Genomic DNA, 18,763 nt, shown 5'->3' on the forward strand with positions numbered 1-18,763 from the left:
GAATTCACAGAATCGGGAAAGAACTCTCTCAGGGGCGTCTCACAGGGTGGGGACCATGACGACGACCACCTCGCCCCAGGGGCGTACCGAACTGCTCAGGCCGGACCGCAGCCCCGTCCGGGTCCTGGTCGTGGACGACGAGGCCCCGCTGGCCGAGCTGCTCTCCATGGCGCTGCGCTACGAGGGCTGGGAGGTGCGCAGCGCCGGGGACGGTGCCGGTGCCGTCCGTACCGCCCGTGACTTCCGGCCCGACGCGGTGGTCCTCGACGTGATGCTGCCCGACATGGACGGGCTCGCGGTCCTGGGCAGGCTGCGCCGGGAGCTCTCCGACGTACCGGTGCTGTTCCTGACCGCGCGGGACTCCGTCGAGGACCGGATCGCCGGGCTCACGGCGGGCGGCGACGACTACGTCACGAAGCCGTTCAGCCTGGAGGAGGTCGTGGCGCGGCTGCGCGGGCTGATCAGGCGGTCGGGTACGGCGGCGGTGCGCAGCGAGTCGACGCTCGCCGTGGGCGACCTGACGCTGGACGAGGACAGTCACGAGGTGAGCCGGGGCGGTGCCAACATCCACCTCACCGCGACCGAGTTCGAGCTGCTGCGCTTCCTGATGCGCAATCCGCGCCGGGTGCTGAGCAAGGCGCAGATCCTGGACCGGGTCTGGAACTACGACTTCGGCGGCCAGGCCAATGTCGTCGAGCTGTACATCTCCTACCTGCGCAAGAAGATCGACGCCGGCCGGACGCCGATGATCCACACCCGGCGCGGGGCGGGATATCTCATCAAGCCCGGTGAGTGACCGCGTGGGGCGGCTGCGGAAGGGGCCGTGGACGCTGCGGACCCGGCTCGTCGTCTCCGCGGTGACGCTGATCGCGGTCGTCGCGGCCGTGATCGGCTCCGTCACCGCCATCGCCTTCCACAGCTACATGTACGGGAAGCTCGACGACCAGCTGCGGGACATCGCGGTCCGGGCCGAGCGGATGCCGGGTGGGCCCGTGCCCAGTGGGCTCAAGAACAAGGAGCCGCTCGGATTCATAGGCGGCGGAGGCCAGCCGTTCAACACGTTCGGCGTCGTTCTCGCGGACGGTGCGGTCACCGACTCGGTGGTCGTGAAGTCCGGCGGGCCCGGCGTGCAGCCGAGCAACGAGCCGCTGACCGGTGCCCAGCAGGATGTCCTGGAGACGGCCGGGGTCCGCGCCGACCGGAAGGCGCACGACGTCGGGCTGCCCGGACTCGGCGGCTACCGGGTGGAGGCCGTCGCCATGACCGACGGCACGACCGTCCTCGTCGGGATTCCCACCGCCGAGGTCAGCACGGCCCTCAGCACCCTGATCCTCGTCGAGGTCTGTGTGACCGGGGCCGGGCTCATCGCCGCCGGGATCGCGGGCGCCGCCATGGTCACGGTCGCCCTGCGGCCGCTGCGCCGGGTGGCCGCCACCGCGACGCGGGTCTCCGAGATACCGCTGCACAGCGGTGAGGTCGCCCTGTTCGAACGGGTCCCGGAGACCGAGGCCGATCCGCGTACCGAGGTCGGCCAGGTCGGCGCGGCCCTCAACCGGATGCTGGGCCATGTCGGTTCGGCCCTGGACGCGCGGCAGAAGAGCGAGATGCGGGTCCGCCAGTTCGTCGCCGACGCCAGCCACGAGCTGCGCACTCCGCTCGCCTCGATCCGCGGATACGCCGAACTGACCCGGCGCGGGCGGGAGGACACCGGCCCCGACACCCGGCACGCGCTCGGACGGATCGAGTCCGAGGCCGAACGCATGACGGGCATGGTGGAGGATCTGCTGCTGCTCGCCCGGCTGGACGCCGGACGGCCGCTCTCGTACGAGAGCACCGATCTGTCACCGCTCGTCGTGGACGCGGTGAGCGACGTCCGCGTCGCGGGCCGGACGGTCTCCCCGGACGGGCCGGGGCCCACGCACCACTGGCGCCTGGAACTGCCCGAGGTGCCCGCGACCGTACGGGCCGATCCGACCAGGATCCAGCAGGTGCTGGTCAACCTGCTGGCCAACGCCCGTGCGCACACCCCGCCCGGGACCACGGTCACGGCCCGGGTGCGCGCCGCGGACGGGCATCCCTGGGTCACCCTGGAGGTCCAGGACAACGGGCCCGGTATCCCGGCGGAACTGCTGCCGCACGTCTTCGAACGGTTCGCCCGCGGGGACGCCTCGCGCTCCCGGCACGCCGGGTCGACGGGGCTCGGCCTCGCGATCGTGCAGGCCGTCACCACCGCGCACGGCGGTTTCGCCGAGGTGCGGTCGGTACCGGGGGACACGGTGTTCGCCGTCCATCTCCCGGCGGATCCCGGGTACCCGGGATCCACGCCCGGCGCCCCCGCGCACTCACAGGCCGGCCACAGGCTCAGCACACGGGTGTGACAGCGCGGTTGGCGAGTGTCGATGTCATGCGAACCGACACTCCTTGGGGCACCCTGCCGGCCCGGGAACACCTCCTGGCCGGCACGGGCGACACGGCAGGTGCCCCCGTACTCGACGTGGTGGTACCCGTCCACAACGAGGAGAAGGACCTCGAACCGTGTGTGCTGCGGCTGCACGACCATCTGGAGCGCACCTTCCCGTACGCCTTCCGGATCACCGTCGCCGACAACGCGAGCACCGACCGGACCCCGCAGGTGGCGCGGCGGCTCGCGGCGGCGCTTCCCCGGGTGCGGTCCTTCCGGCTGGAGGAGAAGGGCCGGGGGCGGGCGCTGCGTACGGTCTGGTCGCACTCGGACGCCCCGGTCCTCGCCTACATGGACGTGGATCTGTCCACCGATCTGAACGCGCTGCTCCCGCTGGTCGCCCCGCTGATCTCCGGCCACTCCGACCTGGCCATCGGCTCGCGCCTCGCCCGCAGTTCGCGGGTGGTGCGCGGGACGAAGCGGGAGTTCATCTCGCGGGCGTACAACATCATCCTGCGCTCGTCGCTGGCCGCCCGGTTCAGCGACGCGCAGTGCGGGTTCAAGGCGATCCGCCGCGATGTCGCGCAGCGGCTGCTGCCGATGGTCGAGGACACCGGCTGGTTCTTCGACACCGAGCTGCTGGTGCTCGCGGAGCGGGCCGGGCTGCGCATCCACGAGGTGCCGGTCGACTGGGTCGACGACCCCGACTCGACGGTCCACATCGTGCGGACCGCGACCGAGGACCTGAAGGGCGTCTGGCGGGTCGGGCGCGCGCTGGCCGTCGGCGCGCTGCCGCTGGACCGGCTGGCCCGGCCCTTCGGCGACGACCCGCGCGACCGGGGGATCGGCGGGGTGCCGCGCGGACTGGCCCGGCAGCTCGTCGGGTTCTGTGTCGTGGGCGTCCTCTCGACCCTCTTCTACCTGGGCCTGTACTCGCTGTTCCGGCTGGGCGTCGGCCCGCAGATCGCCAACGGGGGCGCGCTGCTGGTGTCGGCCGTCGCCAATACGTCGGCCAACCGGAGGCTCACGTTCGGGGTACGCGGCCGGGGCGGGGCCGTACGCCATCAGGCGCAGGGCCTCGTGGTGTTCGCCATCGGGCTCGCGCTGACCAGCGGTTCGCTCGCCGCGCTGGGGGCGGCGACCGGAGCGCCCTCGCACTCCACCGAGCTCGCCGTGCTGATCGCGGCCAACCTCGCGGCAACGGTGCTGCGCTTCCTGCTCTTCCGCGCCTGGGTCTTCCCGGACCGCGACGGCGCTCCGGACCTCCCGGCCCCCGTCCCCGCTCCGGCCGCCTCCCCGGCCCCCGTACCGGCCGACGACACCCGCAACGACCTGAGGAACGTCCGATGACCACGCTCCATCCCGATCATCTCCCGTCCCCGCCGGACGCGCCCCCGCCCGCCGACGCCCCCGTGACCCACGGGCGCCCCGGCCGGTCGCTGCCGCACCGCGTGTGGCGGGGCCGGCCGGAGGACCCCCGCTGGGCGCGTCCGGCCTTCCTCGGCATGCTGCTGGTCATCACGGTGGCCTACCTGTGGAACCTCAGCGCCTCCGGCTACGCCAACTCCTTCTACTCCGCGGCCGCGCAGGCCGGCAGCCAGAGCTGGAAGGCCTTCTTCTTCGGCTCGCTGGACTCGGCCAACGCCATCACCGTCGACAAGCCCCCGGCCACCCTGTGGCCGATGGCCCTGTCGGTGCGCGTCCTCGGCCTCAGCTCCTGGGCGATCCTGCTCCCGCAGGTGCTGATGGGCGTGGCCACGGCCGGGGTGCTGTACGCCGCCGTGCGCCGCCGGTTCAGCGCCGCCGCCGGGCTGATCACCATGGCGGTGTTCGCGCTGACGCCCGTCGCCGCGCTGATGTTCCGCTTCAACAACCCGGACGCGCTGCTCGCGCTGCTGATGACCGTCACGGTCTACTGCGTGCTGCGCGCGATGGAGGACGGCCGCACCAAGTGGCTGGTGTGGGCGGGCGTCGCGGTCGGGCTGGCGTTCCTGTCCAAGACCCTCCAGGCGTTCCTGATCCTGCCGCCGCTGGCGGTGCTGTACGCGGTGTTCGCACCCGTCTCCGTACGGAAGCGGTTCGGCCAGCTGGGGCTGTCGGCCCTGGCGATGGTCGTCGCGGGCGGCTGGTGGGTGGCGATCGTCGAGCTGTGGCCCGCCTCCTCACGTCCGTACATCGGCGGCTCGCAGAACAACTCGTTCCTTGAGCTGACCTTCGGCTACAACGGGCTCGGCCGGATCAACGGCGAGGAGACCGGCAGCGTCGGCGGCGGGGGCGGCCCCGGCGGCGGGGCCGGCGGTCAGTGGGGCGAGACCGGCATCGGCCGGATGTTCAACTCCGAGATCGGCAGCCAGATCTCCTGGCTGCTGCCCGCCGCCCTGATCCTGCTGGTCGCGGGCGTCTGGCTGACCTGGCGGGCCAGGAGGACGGACGCGGTCCGGGCGGCCTTCCTCGCCTGGGGCAGCTCGCTGCTGATGACCGCGGGCGTGTTCAGCTTCATGGCCGGCATCTTCCACCAGTACTACACGGTCGCCCTGGTCCCCTACATCGCGGCGCTGGTCGGCATGGGCGTCACGGTCCTGTGGGAGGAGCGGTCCCGCTGGTGGGCGGGGGCCACGCTCGCGCTCACCGTCGCCGCGACGGCGCTCTGGTCGTACGTGCTGCTGGGGCGGACCCCGGACTATCTGCCGTGGCTGCGGCAGACCGTACTCGTCGCCGGGCTCGTGGGCACGGTGGGCCTGCTGCTCGCGGCCCGGCTGGGGCGCCAACTGGCTCTCGCCGCCGTGGGGCTGGGCTTCGCCGCCTCGCTGGCCGGACCGGTCGCGTACACGCTGAACACGCTGAACACCGGACACCAGGGCTCGATCGTGACGGCCGGTCCGTCCGCCGGCGGGATGGGCGGATTCGGCGGCGGTGGCGGGCGCGGCGGCCCCGGCGGTGGCATGAAGCCCCCGACCGGCGGCCAGGGCGGACAGCCCCCCACCGGCAACCAGCAGGGCCAGGGTCAAGGTCAGGGCCAGGGCCGCCCCGGCACCTCGCAGCCGGGTCAGCAGCCGGGCGGGCAGCCGGGCGGGCAACAAGGACAGCAGCAAGGCCAGCAGCCCGGTGCCATGCCCGGCGCGGGTGAAGGCTTCGGTGGCGGCGGCGGTGGCGGTGGCGGCATGGGCGGGCTGCTCAACGGCGCGTCCGTCGACGCCGCGGCCAAGAAGCTCCTGGTCACGGACGCGGACGACTACACCTGGAGCGCCGCGGCCATCGGCTCGCAGAACGCCGCGAGTTACCAGCTCGCCACCGGTGACCCGGTGATGGCGATCGGCGGCTTCAACGGCAGCGACCCGTCCCCGACGCTCTCCCAGTTCAAGAAGTACGTCGAGGACGGCCGCATCCACTACTTCATCTCCAGCGGAGAAGGCGGCGGCGGTATGGGCGGCGACAGCGGTACCTCGTCGAAGATCTCCACCTGGGTGGAGGCGAACTTCAAGAAGGTCACGGCAGGCAGCGCCACGTTCTACGACCTGACCCAGTCGGCGAAGAACGGCTGAGGCTCAGCGCCGCAGCAACAGGTCCGCGACAACGGGGCGGTGGTCGGAGGCGAGTGTCTCGGCCACCGCCGCGTCGCGTACCCGCACGGTGTCCTTGGACACGGCCACGTAGTCGATCCGCTGCACCGGGTCCTGCGCCGGGAAGGTGGGGGCGCCCGGCTCGATGTCCGTCAGGTTCTCCCACAGCGGCGCCAGCTCCGGGGCGGTCGGGGCCGCGTTGAAGTCGCCGAGCAGGATCTGCCGTACGGGCCCCCGCTCCTCCTTCCGGTCCTCGGCCATGATCCGACGGGTGTCGGCCACCTGGGCGGTCCGTACGGACGGGTCGGCGCGGTAGTCGAGGTGCGTCGCGTACACATGCACGGGCAGCCCCCTCACCCGCAGCACCACCTCGCCGAAGCCGGGCCCGGGGGTCGGCACCGGATTCGGGTCCTGGGTGGAGAGCCGGGTGATGGCGTGGTTCTCGGCGCTCACGATCCGGTACCTGGACAGCACCGCGACCCCGAACTCGCGCCGCGGCGCACCCGCGGTCGCCGGGTCGAAGCTGTAGATCGGGGCGAACGAGACCCTCATGCCGAGCCGCCGGCCCAGCTCGCCCGCCAGGTCCCGCCACTCGCTGCGGGCGTCCCAGTGGACGTCGACCTCCTGGAGCCCGATGACGTCCGCGTCCAGCGAGCGGAGCTCGGCGACCTGCCGGTCGAGATCGAAGACGTTGTCCATGCCCGCACCCGCATGGATGTTGTACGTGGCGACCCGCAGGGGCACCGGCCGGTCCCGCCCATGACCGTGCCCATGCCCTGCGGCCGTCGCGGGAGGCACCAGCACCGTCCCCAACAGGCCCGCGGCAAGCAGGATTTCCACCGTACGACGACGCAGTGACATACCACTCCAGCCCTTGTCGGATCAGCGATCGGCACCGTACCGCGGGAAAGTCGGTTGTACGCCCGACGGGAGCAGCTATACGGTGTACAACCCATTCCCTGTACACCGTATAGGGCCATGACCGAACGTCCGGGAGTCCGTATGACGGCGTCCGCCGCCGAGCAGAACCACCTCTCGCCGACGAGCCATCCGCAGCGCTGGCTGATCCTCGGTGTCATCTGCCTCGCCCAGCTCACCGTGCTGCTCGACAACACCGTCCTCAACGTCGCGATCCCCTCCCTCACCCGTGAACTGGACGCCTCCACCGCCGATGTGCAGTGGATGATCAACGCCTACTCGCTCGTCCAGTCGGGTCTGCTGCTGACCGCCGGCAGCTCGGCCGACCGCTACGGCCGCAAGAAGATGCTGATCACGGGACTCGCGCTGTTCGGCATCGGCTCGCTGGTGGCCGGGCTCGCCCAGTCCTCCGCGCAACTGATCGCCGCACGCGCCGGTATGGGCATCGGCGGCGCGCTGCTGATGACCACGACGCTGGCCGTCGTCGTCCAGATCTTCGACGACGCCGAGCGGGTGAAGGCGATCGGCATCTGGTCGACCGTCAGCTCCCTCGGCTTCGCCGTCGGCCCGCTGATCGGCGGGGTCATGCTCGACCACTTCTGGTGGGGCGCGATCTTCCTGATCAACATCCCGGTCGCCGTGATCGGCCTGGCGGCCGTGGCACGGCTGGTGCCGGAGTCCAAGAGCCGGACCGGGGAGCGCCCCGACCTGCTCGGCGCGCTGCTCTCCACCATCGGCATGGCCGCGGTCGTGTACGCGATCATCTCCGGACCGGGGCACGGCTGGACCTCCGGCCAGGTGCTGCTGACCGCCTTCGTCGGGGTCGCCGTCCTCACCGGATTCGTGCTGTGGGAGCTGCACATCCCGTATCCGATGCTGGACATGCACTTCTTCCGGAACCAGCGGTTCGTCGGCGCGGTCGCGGGCGCGATCCTGGTCGCGTTCGGGATGGGCGGCTCGCTCTTCCTGCTCACCCAGCAGCTGCAGTTCGTCCTCGGCTACGGTCCGCTGGAGGCCGGTCTGCGGACGGCTCCGCTGGCCCTGAGCGTCGTCGCGCTCAACCTCACCGGGCTGGGCGCCCGGCTGGTGCCCAAGCTCGGCACGCCCCTCACCATCGCCTCCGGGATGGGGCTGCTCGCCGCCGGTCTGGCCGCGATCGCCCTGCTCGGCCGGCACGGCTACGGCGGCATGCTGCTCGGCCTGCTCGTGATGGGCGCGGGCATCGCGCTCGCCATGCCCGCCATGGCCAACGCGATCATGAGCGCCATCCCGCCGGAGAAGGCGGGCGTCGGCGCCGGGGTCAACGGCACCCTCGCCGAATGCGGCAACGGTCTCGGGGTCGCGGTCCTCGGCGCCGTGCTGAACTCCCGGTTCGCCGCGCTCGTCCCGACGGCCGTGGGAGCCGCCTCGCTGCCCGCCGCACTGGCCGCGGCGAGCGGTGCGGGGGAGCGGCAGCGCATCACGGACGCCTTCGCCTCGGGTCTGGAGACGAGCCAGCTGGTCGGTGCCGTCGCGGTGCTGGTGGGCGGAGTGCTGGCCGCGGTGCTGCTACGCCGTGCGGAGCGGGGAGAATCGGCTCAGGCTGACCCGGCCGCGGTAGCGGCATAGCATCGGGCGGGACGTTCCGGACCGTACGACTCCGGTTTTTGGGCAGGGAGTACGTACCCGGTTCGTCCCGCCGGCGAGACAAGGGAGTGCGCCATGGTGTCCGCGGCCGATCGCGTGAAGAACCCTGCCAGGACCAGTGTGTGGCTCGACGGCAGGGCACCGACGCGCAGCCGGAAATCCGACCAGCCGGCCGGTCTCGACCGGGAGAGGATCACGGCGGCGTCGGTCCGGCTGCTGGACGCCGAGGGCCTCGCCAAGTTCTCCATGCGCCGCCTCGCCGCCGAACTGAACGTCACGGCGATGTCCCTCTACTGGTACGTCGACACCAAGGACGACCTGCTGGAGCTGGCCCTGGACTCGGTCTTCGCCGAGATCGCGGCCCCGCGCACGGACGCCGACTGGCGCGAACGGCTGCGCGAACTGGCCACCAGCTACCGGAGCTTGCTCGTCCGGCACACCTGGGCGTCGGCGCTGGCCGGCAACTTCCTGAACATCGGCCCACACTCGCTGCTCTTCTCGTACGCCATGCAGGACGTCATCCGGGCCACCGAGCTGCCGCTGCGGCACCAGACGGGCGCGATGTCGGCGGTCTTCCAGTTCGTGTACGGATTCGGCACCATCGAGGGCCACGTCGTGCAGCGCTCCGCGGACGCGGGGCTCAGCCAGGACGACTTCTACCGGCAGGCGCTGGGCACGATCCGCGCCCAGCCGCAGCTGAAGGACCTGATGGCGTCCTCGCAGAGCCTGATGGAGGCGCGCGGCGGGGACACCGTCGAGGAGATGCGCGAGCGGGACTTCACCTTCGCCCTCGACCTGCTGATCGCGGGCATCGAGGCGATGCGCGGACGGGGATAGCCGGGGGCCGCGGCCCTCGGCGGCACCCCGCCCTCCCGGGCCGCGTCCGGCGTCAGTAGCCGCGCGCCGTGTCCACGGCGAGTGCCGGGACCCGGCCCGCGACGAGGTCCCGCAGGCACGCCGCGAAGTCCGTGACGATGTCGTCGTCCGCGGTGATGCCCGCGGAGTGCGAGGTGACCACCGTCCGGGGCAGCCGCCAGCAGCGGTCACCGGGCCCCGCGGGCTCGTCCGCCAGCACGTCGAGCACCGCCCGCCCCACCGTCCCCGCGTGCAGCGCGGCCTCCAGCGCCGCCAGGTCCACGGTCGCGCCCCGGCCCACATTGATGAACGAGGCGCCGCCCATGGCCGCGAACCGCTCCGCCCCGAAGCGGCCCGCCGTCTCCCCGGTCAGCGGAAGCGCGGCGACCACCCAGCGGGCGTCCACCGGCTCGTCCGGACCGGCCACCGCGTCGAAGCCGGGCGGGACCGCGCGCGGGGTGCGCACCACGCCCACCGTCCGGATGCCGCAGGCCCGCAGCAGCCCCGCGACGGCCGAGCCGATCCGGCCGGTGCCGTGGATCAACGCGGTCTGTCCGGAGACGAGTTCGCCGGGGACGCGGCGCCACTCGGCCCGCGCGTGCTGCGCCGTGAACTCCGGGACGAACTGGCAGTCGGCCAGCACCCACGCCAGCACGTACTGCGCGATCCGCTCGCCCATCCGGCCCACCGTCCGGGTGAGCAGCGCCCCGGACGGCCACGGCCCGGCGTCCAGCAGCGCGTCCGTACCGGCGTTCACGCTGTGGAACCAGAGCAGCCCGTCCCCGCGCAGCGCCTCGGGCAGCGTCGCTCCCACGTACACGTAGGGACCGTCCGGGACGGCGGGGTCCTCGCCGGTGCGCTCCACCGGCCGCCCGGCGATCCGCTCCAGCGAGCGGACCACGGGGTCGGTGAGGCCGGGCGCGGCCAGCAGCCGCGCCCGCGCGACATGTGCGGTACCGACCGGCGGGACGGTCATCCGGTCCGTCACCAGGTCTGTCACCAGGTCCGGTGTCCGGCCCGGTATCCGGTCAGTCATCGGAGGCGAGCCGCGCCGGGAAGCCGCCCGTCGCGACGGGGCTCCAGCGCTCGGGCGTGATCCTGATGATCGACTTGCCCTGCTTCACCATCGCCGCCCGGTACTCGTCCCAGTCCGGGTGCTCCCCGGAGATGTTCCGGAAGTACTCGACGAGCGGCTCGACCGAGTCCGGTGAGTCGATCACCTCGGCCGAGCCGTCGATCTGCACCCACGGCCCGTTCCACTCGTCGGACAGGACGATCAGGCTCACCCGCTCGTCCCGCTTGGCGTTGCGGGTCTTGGCGCGTTCGGGGTACGTCGAGACGACGATCCGGCCCGCGTCGTCGACGCCGCAGGTGAGCGGGGAGCCCTGGGGGCGGCCGTCGGACCGGGTGGTCAGCAGGATCGCCCGGTGCCGGGGCCGTACGAACGCCAGCAAGGCGTCGAGTTCCACGGCGGTGTTGGTCGCGATGTTGGATGCCATGGAACAGACCCTACGACCGCGGACGGCTATGCGGCCGGAAGGGAATCGCCCTGCACGGCCTGGATGTCGAGCTCCACCCGGAGCGTCGTGCCGATCGCCGAGATGCCCGCCTGGATCACCTGGTTGTAGTTCATGGCGAAGTCCTCGCGGCGGAGCTCGGCCGTCGCCCGGAACGCCGCGCGCACGCCGCCCCAAGGGTCGGGGCCGGTGCCGAGGTAGCTCAGGTCGAGGTCGATGGGGCGCGCCACCCCGTGCAGCGAGAGCTCGCCGTGCACGGTCCACCGGTCGGGGCCGGCCGGGGTCAGTCCGCTGGAGCGGTACGTGATCTCCGGGAACCGGTCCGTGTCGAGGAAGTCCGGGGACCGCAGGTGCTTGTCCCGCATCCCGTTGCCGGTGTCGATGCTGGTCGCGCTGATGACCGCCTCCACCCGGGAGCGCTGCACGTCCTCGGCGATCTCGATCCGGCCGCCGAACTCGGTGAACCGGCCGTGCACGCTGGAGATGCCCAGGTGCTGGGCGACAGCGCCCACGGAGGAGTGCGCCGGGTCCAGCGACCAGGCGCCCGGCGGCGGCAGTTCCACACCGCCCTGGCGGGCCAGCACCACCGTGCCCGCCTCGACCCGGCCGCTCGCCGTGACGAGGGCGGTCGAGGCGGCGGGCGCGTACCCGACCGCCGTCACGATCACGGTGTACGCGCCGGCGGACAGCTGGGCGTCTGCCCGCACCGCCCCGTCCTCGTCGGCGGCGGCCCGCAGCACCTGCGTACCGGTCATGTCGGTGACCGTCACGACCGCGTGCTGGACGGCCCAGCCGTCCCGCGTCCGTACCTGTGCGCGAAGTCCCATCCCGTTTTCTCTCCTTGCTCAATGACCCCTCCGCTCACGGAACGGGTCACTCAATGAGTCGGGCCCCGGGGCGGGGACGACAGGCCGTCCCCTGCCTGCCCTCCCCGCCACCGGGGCCCATTTCCACCTGTCCGGACAGCCTCTCCGCTCGAAGCGCCGTCCCGCCAGGGGTCTTGACTACTCGCCGGGGTGGGCGAGCTCGATGTCGTGGCCGTCGATTCCTCGGCCGGCCACGGTCAGCGCGCCCGCCACCGGCGGGTATCCGGTCGCGATGACCGAGTACTCGCCCGCGTCCAGGTCGGTGAAGGCGTACGCCCCGTCCTCCCCGGTCGTGGAGTTGGCGATCACGTTGCCCGCCGCGTCGATCAGGGTGACGCGGGCGTCCGGCAGCGGCCGCAGACCGGAACCGGCCCGCACGACACCCTGCACCAGCGCACCGGACCGCAGTGCGGCGTCGACCCGGGTGACACCCTGGCCGCCGACCTCCACGGGCAGCGCCATCGGGCGGAACCCGGCCGCGTTCACCGCGACGGTCACCGAACCGGGGACCAGCTCACCGAAGGTGAACTCGCCCGCCTCACCGGACTTGCCGGTGGCCAGCACGTCGCCGCGCACATCGGTCACGATGATCATGGCGCCCTCGACCGGCGTACCGCCCTCGGCGGCCCGCACGGTTCCGGCCAGCCCGCTCGTACCGGCGAGCAGGATGTCGTACGCGAGCGGCTCCTCGCCGACGACCACGGTGGACGCCTGCGGCTGGAAGCCGTCGGCGGACGCGATCAGTACGTACGAACCGGCGCCCGGGGCGTCCAGACCGTAGCTGCCGTCGGCCCGCGCGGCCGAGAGGCCCAGCTGCCGGCCGCCCAGCGAGATCAGCGTGACGGCGGCGTGCCCGACGGGCGCGCCCTCGGCGCCGCGCACCACACCGTGTACCGCGGTGCCCTGCAGGGTCGCCACCGGAGCGGCCTGAAGGGTGTCGGCCGCGGTGACCCCGGCCGTTCCCCCGGAGACCGGTGCCGCGGAGCCGGACGGGACCTCGGCGAGGACCGCCGTGTCGGCCGGCTCCGCCGCCGCTGCCTCCGGCCGGGCCGGGGCGTCGTTCGCGGCGTTCGTCCTCAGCGCGACCTCCTTGATGAAGATCGTGATCACGAAGGCGAGCAGTGCGGCCGGAGCCGCGTACAGGAAGACGTCACCGACGCCGTGTCCGTAGGCCGCCTCGACGACCGTACGGATCGGTGCGGGCAGCGTGTCCAGGTTGGGGATGCCCCCGCCGCCGGCGTCCATGGCCGCGCCCTGGGGACCGAGGTCCGTGAGGCCGTCCTTGACGTAGTGGGTGACGCGGTTCGCCATGACGGCGCCCAGTGCCGAGACACCGATGGCACCACCGAGCGAACGGAAGAAGGTGACGACGGAGCTGGCAGAACCGAGGTCCTTGGGGTCGACCTGGTTCTGGGTGGCGAGTACCAGGTTCTGCATCATCATGCCGACGCCGAGACCCATCACGAACATGTAGACCGCGATCTGCCAGTACGCGGTGTCGTACCGGATCGTGCCGAGCATGCCGAGCCCGGCCGTGATCAGGAAGCCGCCGCTGACCAGCCAGGCCTTCCAGCGGCCCGTCTTGGTGATGACCTGGCCGGAGATGGTGGAGGAGAGGAACAGACCCGTGATCATCGGGATCGTCATCACACCGGACATCGTCGGCGACTTGCCGCGTGCCAGCTGGAAGTACTGGCTGAAGAAGACGGTGCCCGCGAACATCGCGATACCGACGAACAGCGAGGCCAGCGAGGCCAGCGTGATGGTGCGGTTGCGGAACAGCCGCAGCGGGATGATCGGCTCGTGCGCCCGGGACTCGGTGAAGACGAAGAGCAGGGCGAGGAGCACGGAGCCGGCCAGCATCACGCCGGTCTGCCAGGACATCCAGTCGTACTTGTCGCCGGCGAAGGTCACCCAGAGGAGCAGCAGGGAGACGGCGGAGCTGATGAAGAAGGCTCCGGTCCAGTCGACCTTGACCTCGCGCTTGACGACCGGGAGCTTCAGGGTCTTCTGGAGCACGACGAGGGCGATGGCCGCGAACGGCACGCCGACGTAGAAGCACCAGCGCCAGCCCATCCAGCTGGTGTCGGTGATGACACCGCCGAGCAGCGGACCGCCGACGGTGGCGACGGCGAAGACCGCGCCGAGGTAGCCGCTGTAGCGACCGCGCTCACGCGGGGCGATCATCGCGGCCATCACGATCTGGGCGAGGGCGGAGAGACCGCCGACGCCGATGCCCTGCACCACGCGGCAGGCGATCAGCATGCCGCTGCTGGTCGACATACCGGCGACGACCGAGCCGAGCACGTAGATGACCAGGGCTATCTGGACCAGCAGCTTCTTGCTGAACAGGTCGGAGAGCTTGCCCCACAGGGGGGTGGTCGCCGTCATGGCCAGCAGCGAGGCCGTGACGACCCAGGTGTAGGCGCTCTGACCGCCGCCGAGGTCGGAGATGATCTCCGGCAGGGCGTTGGTGACGACGGTGGACGACAGGATCGCGACGAACATGCCGAGCATCAGCCCGGTGAGTGCTTCCATGATCTGCCGGTGTGTCATCGGCGTGCCGTCGGAGGAATCGTTCCCTCCGTGCTTGGCGTGGCCGCCCCGCACACCGGTTGGTGTGGTCGTAGCCATTTAAATCCTTGTCTTTGCTTCTGTTACACGGGTGTACGGGTGTACGAGCCGTCGTCGCTGTCGGCCGGCCGGGTGCGGCAGTCGCCGCTGTGCCGTCCGGGGGCGCACCCGCCGGAGCTGCGACAGGAGAAACTGTCGCGCAACCGGGCCAGCAGCGTGTTGAGCTGCCCGACCTCTTCGTCGGACCAATCCTCGAGGTGGTGGGCGAACATTTCGGTGGACCGGCGGTTCAGGTCGCCGAGCACGTCCTCGCCCGCGGGGGTCAGCCGCAGGATCCGGGAACGCTTGTCCGCCGGGTCCGGTGATCGTTCGATCCAGCCGCGTTCTGCCACGTGGGCGACGTGCCGGCTGGTCACCGACATGTCGACGTCGAGCAGCTCGGCCAGTCTGCTGATCCGTATTTCGCCGTGCCGGCTCAGCAGAGCCAGTACGGCCGCGGAGCCCGCGGGGCATTCGGCCGGCAGGGTGCGGGCGAGTCCTCGTTTCACTGCGCCGATGGCGCTCAGCTGCCGGGCCAGTTCTTCGTACTGACTCCGTGCGGCCACGGGACCCCCAGACATCTTCACACCGGTCATGTTGTTGCTTAGGGCAACCATAGAAGCCGTTGGTTGCTGCAGGCAAACGAAAAAGGGCTTGCATAAGTAAAGGAACGCAAAAGGCTCCGTAGAGCCGGAGTCAAAGCCCCAGCGTGTGCGGTGCGCGAGTGGTGGATGTGTGTCGTGCCACACAGGGGGCGCGGGTGACGCGGTCCGGAGCCCGCTCTCCGGATGGGCCGGTCCGCCCGAGGGGCGACGCCGCCCCGCCCGCGAGCGGTGCGCGAGCGCCCCTCGCGCGTATATACGGGAGGGCCGGCGGGTGGGAGCACCCGCGATCCCCAAGTGGCCTGTCACGTAACGGTGTTGTGCGGGAGAGGGGGCGCCGGGCATGGCGCGGTGCACGGCGCCGGGGGCCGGCGGGCTCCGCACCGCGTCTTCGCGTCTTCGCCGCCGCGCACCTGGGGCCCGCGCCCCTCACCCACGCCTTCCGCGCCGGATCCCCGGCCGCGGCCTCGCGCCTTCACCGCCCCGGGGGTTGGGCGTCCGGGCCGAGTTCGCTAGGGTCCTGCGACATGGCACACAACCCCCACGCCCCGCAGGGTCCCGAGGGCACAAGCGACCCGGCAGGCAACACGCAGATGTTCCGCGCCTTCGTCGACGAGGGCGAGCCGCAGCGCCGGCAGCAGCCCGCGGCCGTGTCGTCCGGTCCGAGGACCGGACTGATCGCCATCGTCGTCGCGGTGATCGTCGTCCTCGGTGCGGTCGCCTGGCTCGCGCTCGGCTGACCGGCCCTCCGGTCACCCCGTCCCCATCCGTCACTTCCAGACGGCGGTGACGTCCCGGGTCTCGACATGCATGCCCAGGGGCACCCGCCAGGCGTCCACACAGACGGTGTACGTCTTCTTCCGCGCCGCTCCCGCGCCGATCGGTGCGGGCAGCGGCGCTGTCGATTCCCGGGTCGCCCAGTCGATCCCCAGCCCGCCGATGATGTGCGTGGCGAAGGTGACGGTGCCCGAACGCGCCGGTGATCCACCGGTGTTGCGGAACTCCACGGTGACCTTCTCGCACCAGCGCTTGTCCGCCGCCGCCCGCTCGGGCGCGCCCACCATCAGCACGGCCGCCCCCGCGGGGGCGGTGGAGCCCGGCGCGGACGGGGTCGCGGGGCCGGTGGAGCCTGAGCCGGAGCCGCCGGGGCCGGAGCCGCCCGTGGGGCTCGCGCCGCCCGTGCCGCCGCCGCTCGTGCCGTTCGTGGTGCCGGAGCCGTCCGCCGTGCGGCCCGGCGTCCCAGGCCGCCCCGCAGCACCGCCCGAACCACCCGCACCGCCGTCCCCGGCGCCGCCGGCATCCCCGTCGCCGCCCGCATCGCGGGACGCGGCCGAGGAGCCCGGTGCGGGCGAGGCGCCGCCGCGTCCGCCGTCACTGCCCGCGTCTCCCTTGCCGCCACCGCCCCCGCGCCCGTCCCCGTCCAGCGGGACCAGCGTGACCTTCCCCGAGGGCGCCACCGCCCCCGGGGGAGCCTTCGCGGGGGCCGACCGCGCGGCACCGACGGCCGTGTAGCCGTCGCCGCCCGTCCCGTTGCCGCAGCCTGTCAGCGTCGCGCCCAGGCACAGCACGGCCGCCGAGGCGGCGATCACGGTGCCCCGGCGGCCGTGCGGGCCGAATGTCTGACGTCGCATCGCGCCAGTGTGACTGACGGTCCGTCAATTCGGAACCCTTGCGCGGCTGCGCGCGGGTCAGTCGGCGATGAGGCCCTCCCTGAGCTGGGCGAGCGTGCGGGTCAGCAGGCGCGAGACGTGCATCTGCGAGATGCCGACCTCCTCGCCGATCTGCGACTGGGTCATGTTGGCGAAGAACCGCAGCATGATGATCTGCCGCTCCCGGGGCGGGAGTTTGGCCAGCAGCGGCTTGAGGGACTCGCGGTACTCGACGCCCTCCAGCGCCGCGTCCTCGTATCCCAGCCGGTCGGCCAGCGAGCCCTCGCCGCCGTCGTCCTCGGGTGAGGGCGAGTCGAGCGAGGAGGCGGTGTAGGCGTTGCCGACGGCCAGGCCGTCCACGACGTCCTCCTCGGACACCCCGAGCGCCTTGGCCAGCTCCGGCACGGTCGGCGAGCGGTCGAGCTTCTGGGAGAGCTCGTCGCTGGTCTTGGTGAGGGCGAGCCGGAGCTCCTGGAGCCGGCGGGGCACACGTACCGACCACGAGGTGTCGCGGAAGAAGCGCTTGATCTCTCCGACGACGGTGGGCATCGCGAACGTGGGGAACTCCACGCCGCGTTCGCAGTCGAACCGGTCGATCGCCTTGATCAGGCCGATCGTGCCGACCTGGACGATGTCCTCCATGGGTTCGTTACGGCTGCGGAACCGTGCCGCGGCATAACGCACCAGCGGCAGGTTGAGCTCGATGAGTGTGTCCCGCACATAGGCACGCTCGGGGCTGTCCGTTCCATCGGGACCCGGTGCGGGACCCAGTGCGGCGAGCCGCACGAACAGCGAGCGGGACAGCGTGCGGGTGTCGATGGCTTCCGACGAGCTGGTGAGCACAACGGGTGCGGGTGCGCTCTTGGTGAGCGTGAGCACCTTCGAGCTGCCCTGTTCTGCGGACATGCCACCCCCTTGAGGTCGCGGACGGTCGCGGTGGCCGCGACCATCGGAGGAACGCAGCCTCCACCTGAATACCGGAGGGGAGGCGGCGGCAAACGCGGTTCCCGCAGAATGTCACATGTCGGCAACACGCTGTAGTGACTTGTCGACAAGTCTTGGGGGATTCTGTGCAGTTAACAAGGGATTTGCCGCATGTGTTTCGACGGGAACGTCCGAGGAGCGGATTTCCCGATCCGGTTACGCCTCGATCCTGTTTGCGGATCGCAGTCGGGCGAAACTCCTGGCGAGGAGCCTTGACACATGCATCTGGGAGACACCCAGTTCCGCGCTGATCTGGGACTGCGTCAGATTGCTGTAGTAGCGCAGCAGCAGGATCCGCTGCTCCCGCTCGGGCAGCTGGACGAGCAGGTGCCGGACCAGATCGCGGTGTTCGACCCCGGCCAGCGCCGGGTCCTCGTAGCCGAGCCGGTCCAGCAGTCCGGGCAGTCCGTCACCCTCCTGGGCGGCTTCCAGCGAGGTCGCGTGGTACGAGCGCCCCGCCTCGATGCAGGCCAGCACCTCGTCCTCGGAGATCTTCAGCCGCTCGGCGATCTCCCCGGTGGTGGGTGAGCGGCCGTGAGCGGTCGTCAGGTCCTCTGTGGCGCCGGTGACCTGGACCCAGAGCTCGTGCAGCCGGCGCGGCACGTGGACGGTCCGTACGTTGTCCCGGAAGTACCGCTTGATCTCGCCGACCACGGTCGGCATCGCGAAGGTCGGGAACTGGACGCCCCGTTCGGGGTCGAACCGGTCGATGGCGTTGATCAGGCCGATCGTGCCGACCTGGACGACGTCCTCCATCGGCTCGTTACGGCTCCTGAACCGCGCCGCGGCGTACCGCACGAGGGGGAGGTTCGCCTCGATCAGCGCCGTCCGGACCCGGCCGTGCTCCGCCGTCCCCGGCTCCAGCCCCTTGAGCTGCCCGAAGAGGACCTGGGTGAGCGCCCTGGTGTCCGCGCCCCTGGTCCGGGCGGGCGTGACGGTGTCGTCGGGCGTCTCGGTCTCGATCGTCTGCACCGCCGTCTGCGGCTGCTGCGCCGACTGCGCCTGCTGCGGCGGCTGGACGGCCTGCGGCTGCTGGGCGGTCTGCTCCGTCCGGGCGGTCGGTGCCGTCTGGACGGCGGACGCCGTCGGGGTGGTCTGCCCTGTCTGGGCGGTCTGGGGAGGCACTTGAGGCGCTGTACTGGCCGGCACGGTGACGCCACCCCTTTGCGGTC

16 protein-coding genes are annotated in these 18,763 nt (G+C 71.8%); 7 read left to right on the top strand and 9 right to left on the bottom strand.

All coding sequences use genetic code 11. The annotated features are described in order from the left end of the window. Positions 1-55: 55 nt before the first annotated feature. Genes ACIQM0_RS34755 through ACIQM0_RS34770 form a run of 4 tightly spaced genes read left to right on the top strand, consistent with a single transcriptional unit; the run spans position 56 to position 5,943 of the window. The gene (locus ACIQM0_RS34755; protein WP_363023030.1) at positions 56-796 is read left to right on the top strand and encodes a response regulator transcription factor; all 741 of its coding nucleotides are present in this window, start codon (positions 56-58) and stop codon (positions 794-796) included. Beyond that, positions 789-2,378, top strand: a complete 1,590-nt coding sequence (locus tag ACIQM0_RS34760) for an ATP-binding protein (RefSeq protein ID WP_401294522.1) — start codon at positions 789-791, stop codon at positions 2,376-2,378. Before ACIQM0_RS34755 ends, ACIQM0_RS34760 begins: the two co-directional genes overlap by 8 nt. A 26-nt stretch (positions 2,379-2,404) precedes the next feature. Next, complete coding sequence (locus tag ACIQM0_RS34765; RefSeq protein ID WP_401294524.1) at positions 2,405-3,751, top strand: glycosyltransferase; 1,347 nt, start codon at positions 2,405-2,407, stop codon at positions 3,749-3,751. Continuing rightward, positions 3,748-5,943 (top strand): glycosyltransferase family 39 protein, encoded by a 2,196-nt coding sequence (locus ACIQM0_RS34770; protein WP_401294526.1) that lies wholly within the window; start codon positions 3,748-3,750, stop codon positions 5,941-5,943. Before ACIQM0_RS34765 ends, ACIQM0_RS34770 begins: the two co-directional genes overlap by 4 nt. 3 nt (positions 5,944-5,946) lie before the next feature. Here the strand turns inward: ACIQM0_RS34770 and ACIQM0_RS34775 are convergent, their stop codons facing one another. After that, complete coding sequence (locus ACIQM0_RS34775; RefSeq protein ID WP_401294528.1) at positions 5,947-6,822, bottom strand: endonuclease/exonuclease/phosphatase family protein; 876 nt, start codon at positions 6,820-6,822, stop codon at positions 5,947-5,949. Between the two features lie 141 nt (positions 6,823-6,963). On the opposite strand from ACIQM0_RS34775, the gene ACIQM0_RS34780 reads away from it, so the two are divergent. Beyond that, a complete protein-coding gene (locus tag ACIQM0_RS34780; RefSeq protein ID WP_401294604.1) occupies positions 6,964-8,487 on the top strand; it encodes an MFS transporter in 1,524 nt (507 codons plus the stop codon). A 93-nt stretch (positions 8,488-8,580) separates the two neighbouring features. Beyond that, complete coding sequence (locus tag ACIQM0_RS34785; RefSeq protein ID WP_401294530.1) at positions 8,581-9,342, top strand: TetR/AcrR family transcriptional regulator; 762 nt, start codon at positions 8,581-8,583, stop codon at positions 9,340-9,342. Positions 9,343-9,394: 52 nt separating this feature from the next. Here the strand turns inward: ACIQM0_RS34785 and ACIQM0_RS34790 are convergent, their stop codons facing one another. The 5 genes from ACIQM0_RS34790 to ACIQM0_RS34810 form a co-directional block, all read right to left on the bottom strand. Continuing rightward, the gene (locus ACIQM0_RS34790) at positions 9,395-10,336 is read right to left on the bottom strand and encodes an NAD(P)-dependent oxidoreductase (protein ID WP_401294606.1); all 942 of its coding nucleotides are present in this window, start codon (positions 10,334-10,336) and stop codon (positions 9,395-9,397) included. A gap of 52 nt (positions 10,337-10,388) precedes the next feature. Beyond that, a complete protein-coding gene (locus tag ACIQM0_RS34795; protein ID WP_363023038.1) occupies positions 10,389-10,859 on the bottom strand; it encodes a PPOX class F420-dependent oxidoreductase in 471 nt (156 codons plus the stop codon). A 26-nt stretch (positions 10,860-10,885) separates the two neighbouring features. After that, entirely contained in the window at positions 10,886-11,704 is an 819-nt protein-coding gene (locus ACIQM0_RS34800) for a YceI family protein (RefSeq protein ID WP_401294532.1), read from the bottom strand. A 177-nt stretch (positions 11,705-11,881) separates the two neighbouring features. Further along, entirely contained in the window at positions 11,882-14,377 is a 2,496-nt protein-coding gene (locus ACIQM0_RS34805; RefSeq protein ID WP_401294534.1) for an MFS transporter, read from the bottom strand. 23 nt (positions 14,378-14,400) lie between these two features. After that, a complete protein-coding gene (locus ACIQM0_RS34810; RefSeq protein ID WP_401294536.1) occupies positions 14,401-14,922 on the bottom strand; it encodes a MarR family winged helix-turn-helix transcriptional regulator in 522 nt (173 codons plus the stop codon). 563 nt (positions 14,923-15,485) lie between these two features. Here ACIQM0_RS34810 and ACIQM0_RS34815 point away from each other — a divergent pair. Next, the gene (locus tag ACIQM0_RS34815; protein WP_362961489.1) at positions 15,486-15,698 is read left to right on the top strand and encodes a hypothetical protein; all 213 of its coding nucleotides are present in this window, start codon (positions 15,486-15,488) and stop codon (positions 15,696-15,698) included. Between the two features lie 30 nt (positions 15,699-15,728). On the opposite strand, the gene ACIQM0_RS34820 is transcribed toward ACIQM0_RS34815, so the two are convergent. The 3 genes from ACIQM0_RS34820 to ACIQM0_RS34830 form a co-directional block, all read right to left on the bottom strand. Beyond that, positions 15,729-16,589 (bottom strand): hypothetical protein, encoded by an 861-nt coding sequence (locus ACIQM0_RS34820; RefSeq protein WP_401294538.1) that lies wholly within the window; start codon positions 16,587-16,589, stop codon positions 15,729-15,731. A gap of 57 nt (positions 16,590-16,646) precedes the next feature. Further along, the gene (locus tag ACIQM0_RS34825) at positions 16,647-17,513 is read right to left on the bottom strand and encodes an RNA polymerase sigma factor SigF (RefSeq protein WP_363023046.1); all 867 of its coding nucleotides are present in this window, start codon (positions 17,511-17,513) and stop codon (positions 16,647-16,649) included. 234 nt (positions 17,514-17,747) lie between these two features. Continuing rightward, positions 17,748-18,740: an RNA polymerase sigma factor SigF gene (locus tag ACIQM0_RS34830; RefSeq protein ID WP_401294540.1), complete on the bottom strand. Its 993-nt coding sequence runs from the start codon at positions 18,738-18,740 to the stop codon at positions 17,748-17,750. Positions 18,741-18,763 lie beyond the last annotated feature (23 nt).

The sequence above is a fragment of the Streptomyces sp. NPDC091387 genome (assembly GCF_044756945.1).
GTDB lineage: Bacteria > Actinomycetota > Actinomycetes > Streptomycetales > Streptomycetaceae > Streptomyces.

What these genes read in the sequence shown, in the direction of transcription:
- ACIQM0_RS34780 (WP_401294604.1), top strand. Translation starts at nt 6,964, where the DNA reads ATGACGGCGTCCGCCGCCGAGCAGAACCACCTCTCGCCGACGAGCCAT.
- ACIQM0_RS34775 (WP_401294528.1), bottom strand. Translation starts at nt 6,822, where the DNA reads ATGTCACTGCGTCGTCGTACGGTGGAAATCCTGCTTGCCGCGGGCCTG.
- ACIQM0_RS34805 (WP_401294534.1), bottom strand. Translation starts at nt 14,377, where the DNA reads ATGGCTACGACCACACCAACCGGTGTGCGGGGCGGCCACGCCAAGCAC.
- ACIQM0_RS34765 (WP_401294524.1), top strand. Translation starts at nt 2,405, where the DNA reads ATGCGAACCGACACTCCTTGGGGCACCCTGCCGGCCCGGGAACACCTC.
- ACIQM0_RS34790 (WP_401294606.1), bottom strand. Translation starts at nt 10,336, where the DNA reads ATGACCGTCCCGCCGGTCGGTACCGCACATGTCGCGCGGGCGCGGCTG.
- ACIQM0_RS34755 (WP_363023030.1), top strand. Translation starts at nt 56, where the DNA reads ATGACGACGACCACCTCGCCCCAGGGGCGTACCGAACTGCTCAGGCCG.
- ACIQM0_RS34795 (WP_363023038.1), bottom strand. Translation starts at nt 10,859, where the DNA reads ATGGCATCCAACATCGCGACCAACACCGCCGTGGAACTCGACGCCTTG.
- ACIQM0_RS34815 (WP_362961489.1), top strand. Translation starts at nt 15,486, where the DNA reads ATGGCACACAACCCCCACGCCCCGCAGGGTCCCGAGGGCACAAGCGAC.
- ACIQM0_RS34785 (WP_401294530.1), top strand. Translation starts at nt 8,581, where the DNA reads ATGGTGTCCGCGGCCGATCGCGTGAAGAACCCTGCCAGGACCAGTGTG.
- ACIQM0_RS34820 (WP_401294538.1), bottom strand. Translation starts at nt 16,589, where the DNA reads ATGCGACGTCAGACATTCGGCCCGCACGGCCGCCGGGGCACCGTGATC.
- ACIQM0_RS34825 (WP_363023046.1), bottom strand. Translation starts at nt 17,513, where the DNA reads ATGTCCGCAGAACAGGGCAGCTCGAAGGTGCTCACGCTCACCAAGAGC.
- ACIQM0_RS34800 (WP_401294532.1), bottom strand. Translation starts at nt 11,704, where the DNA reads ATGGGACTTCGCGCACAGGTACGGACGCGGGACGGCTGGGCCGTCCAG.
- ACIQM0_RS34770 (WP_401294526.1), top strand. Translation starts at nt 3,748, where the DNA reads ATGACCACGCTCCATCCCGATCATCTCCCGTCCCCGCCGGACGCGCCC.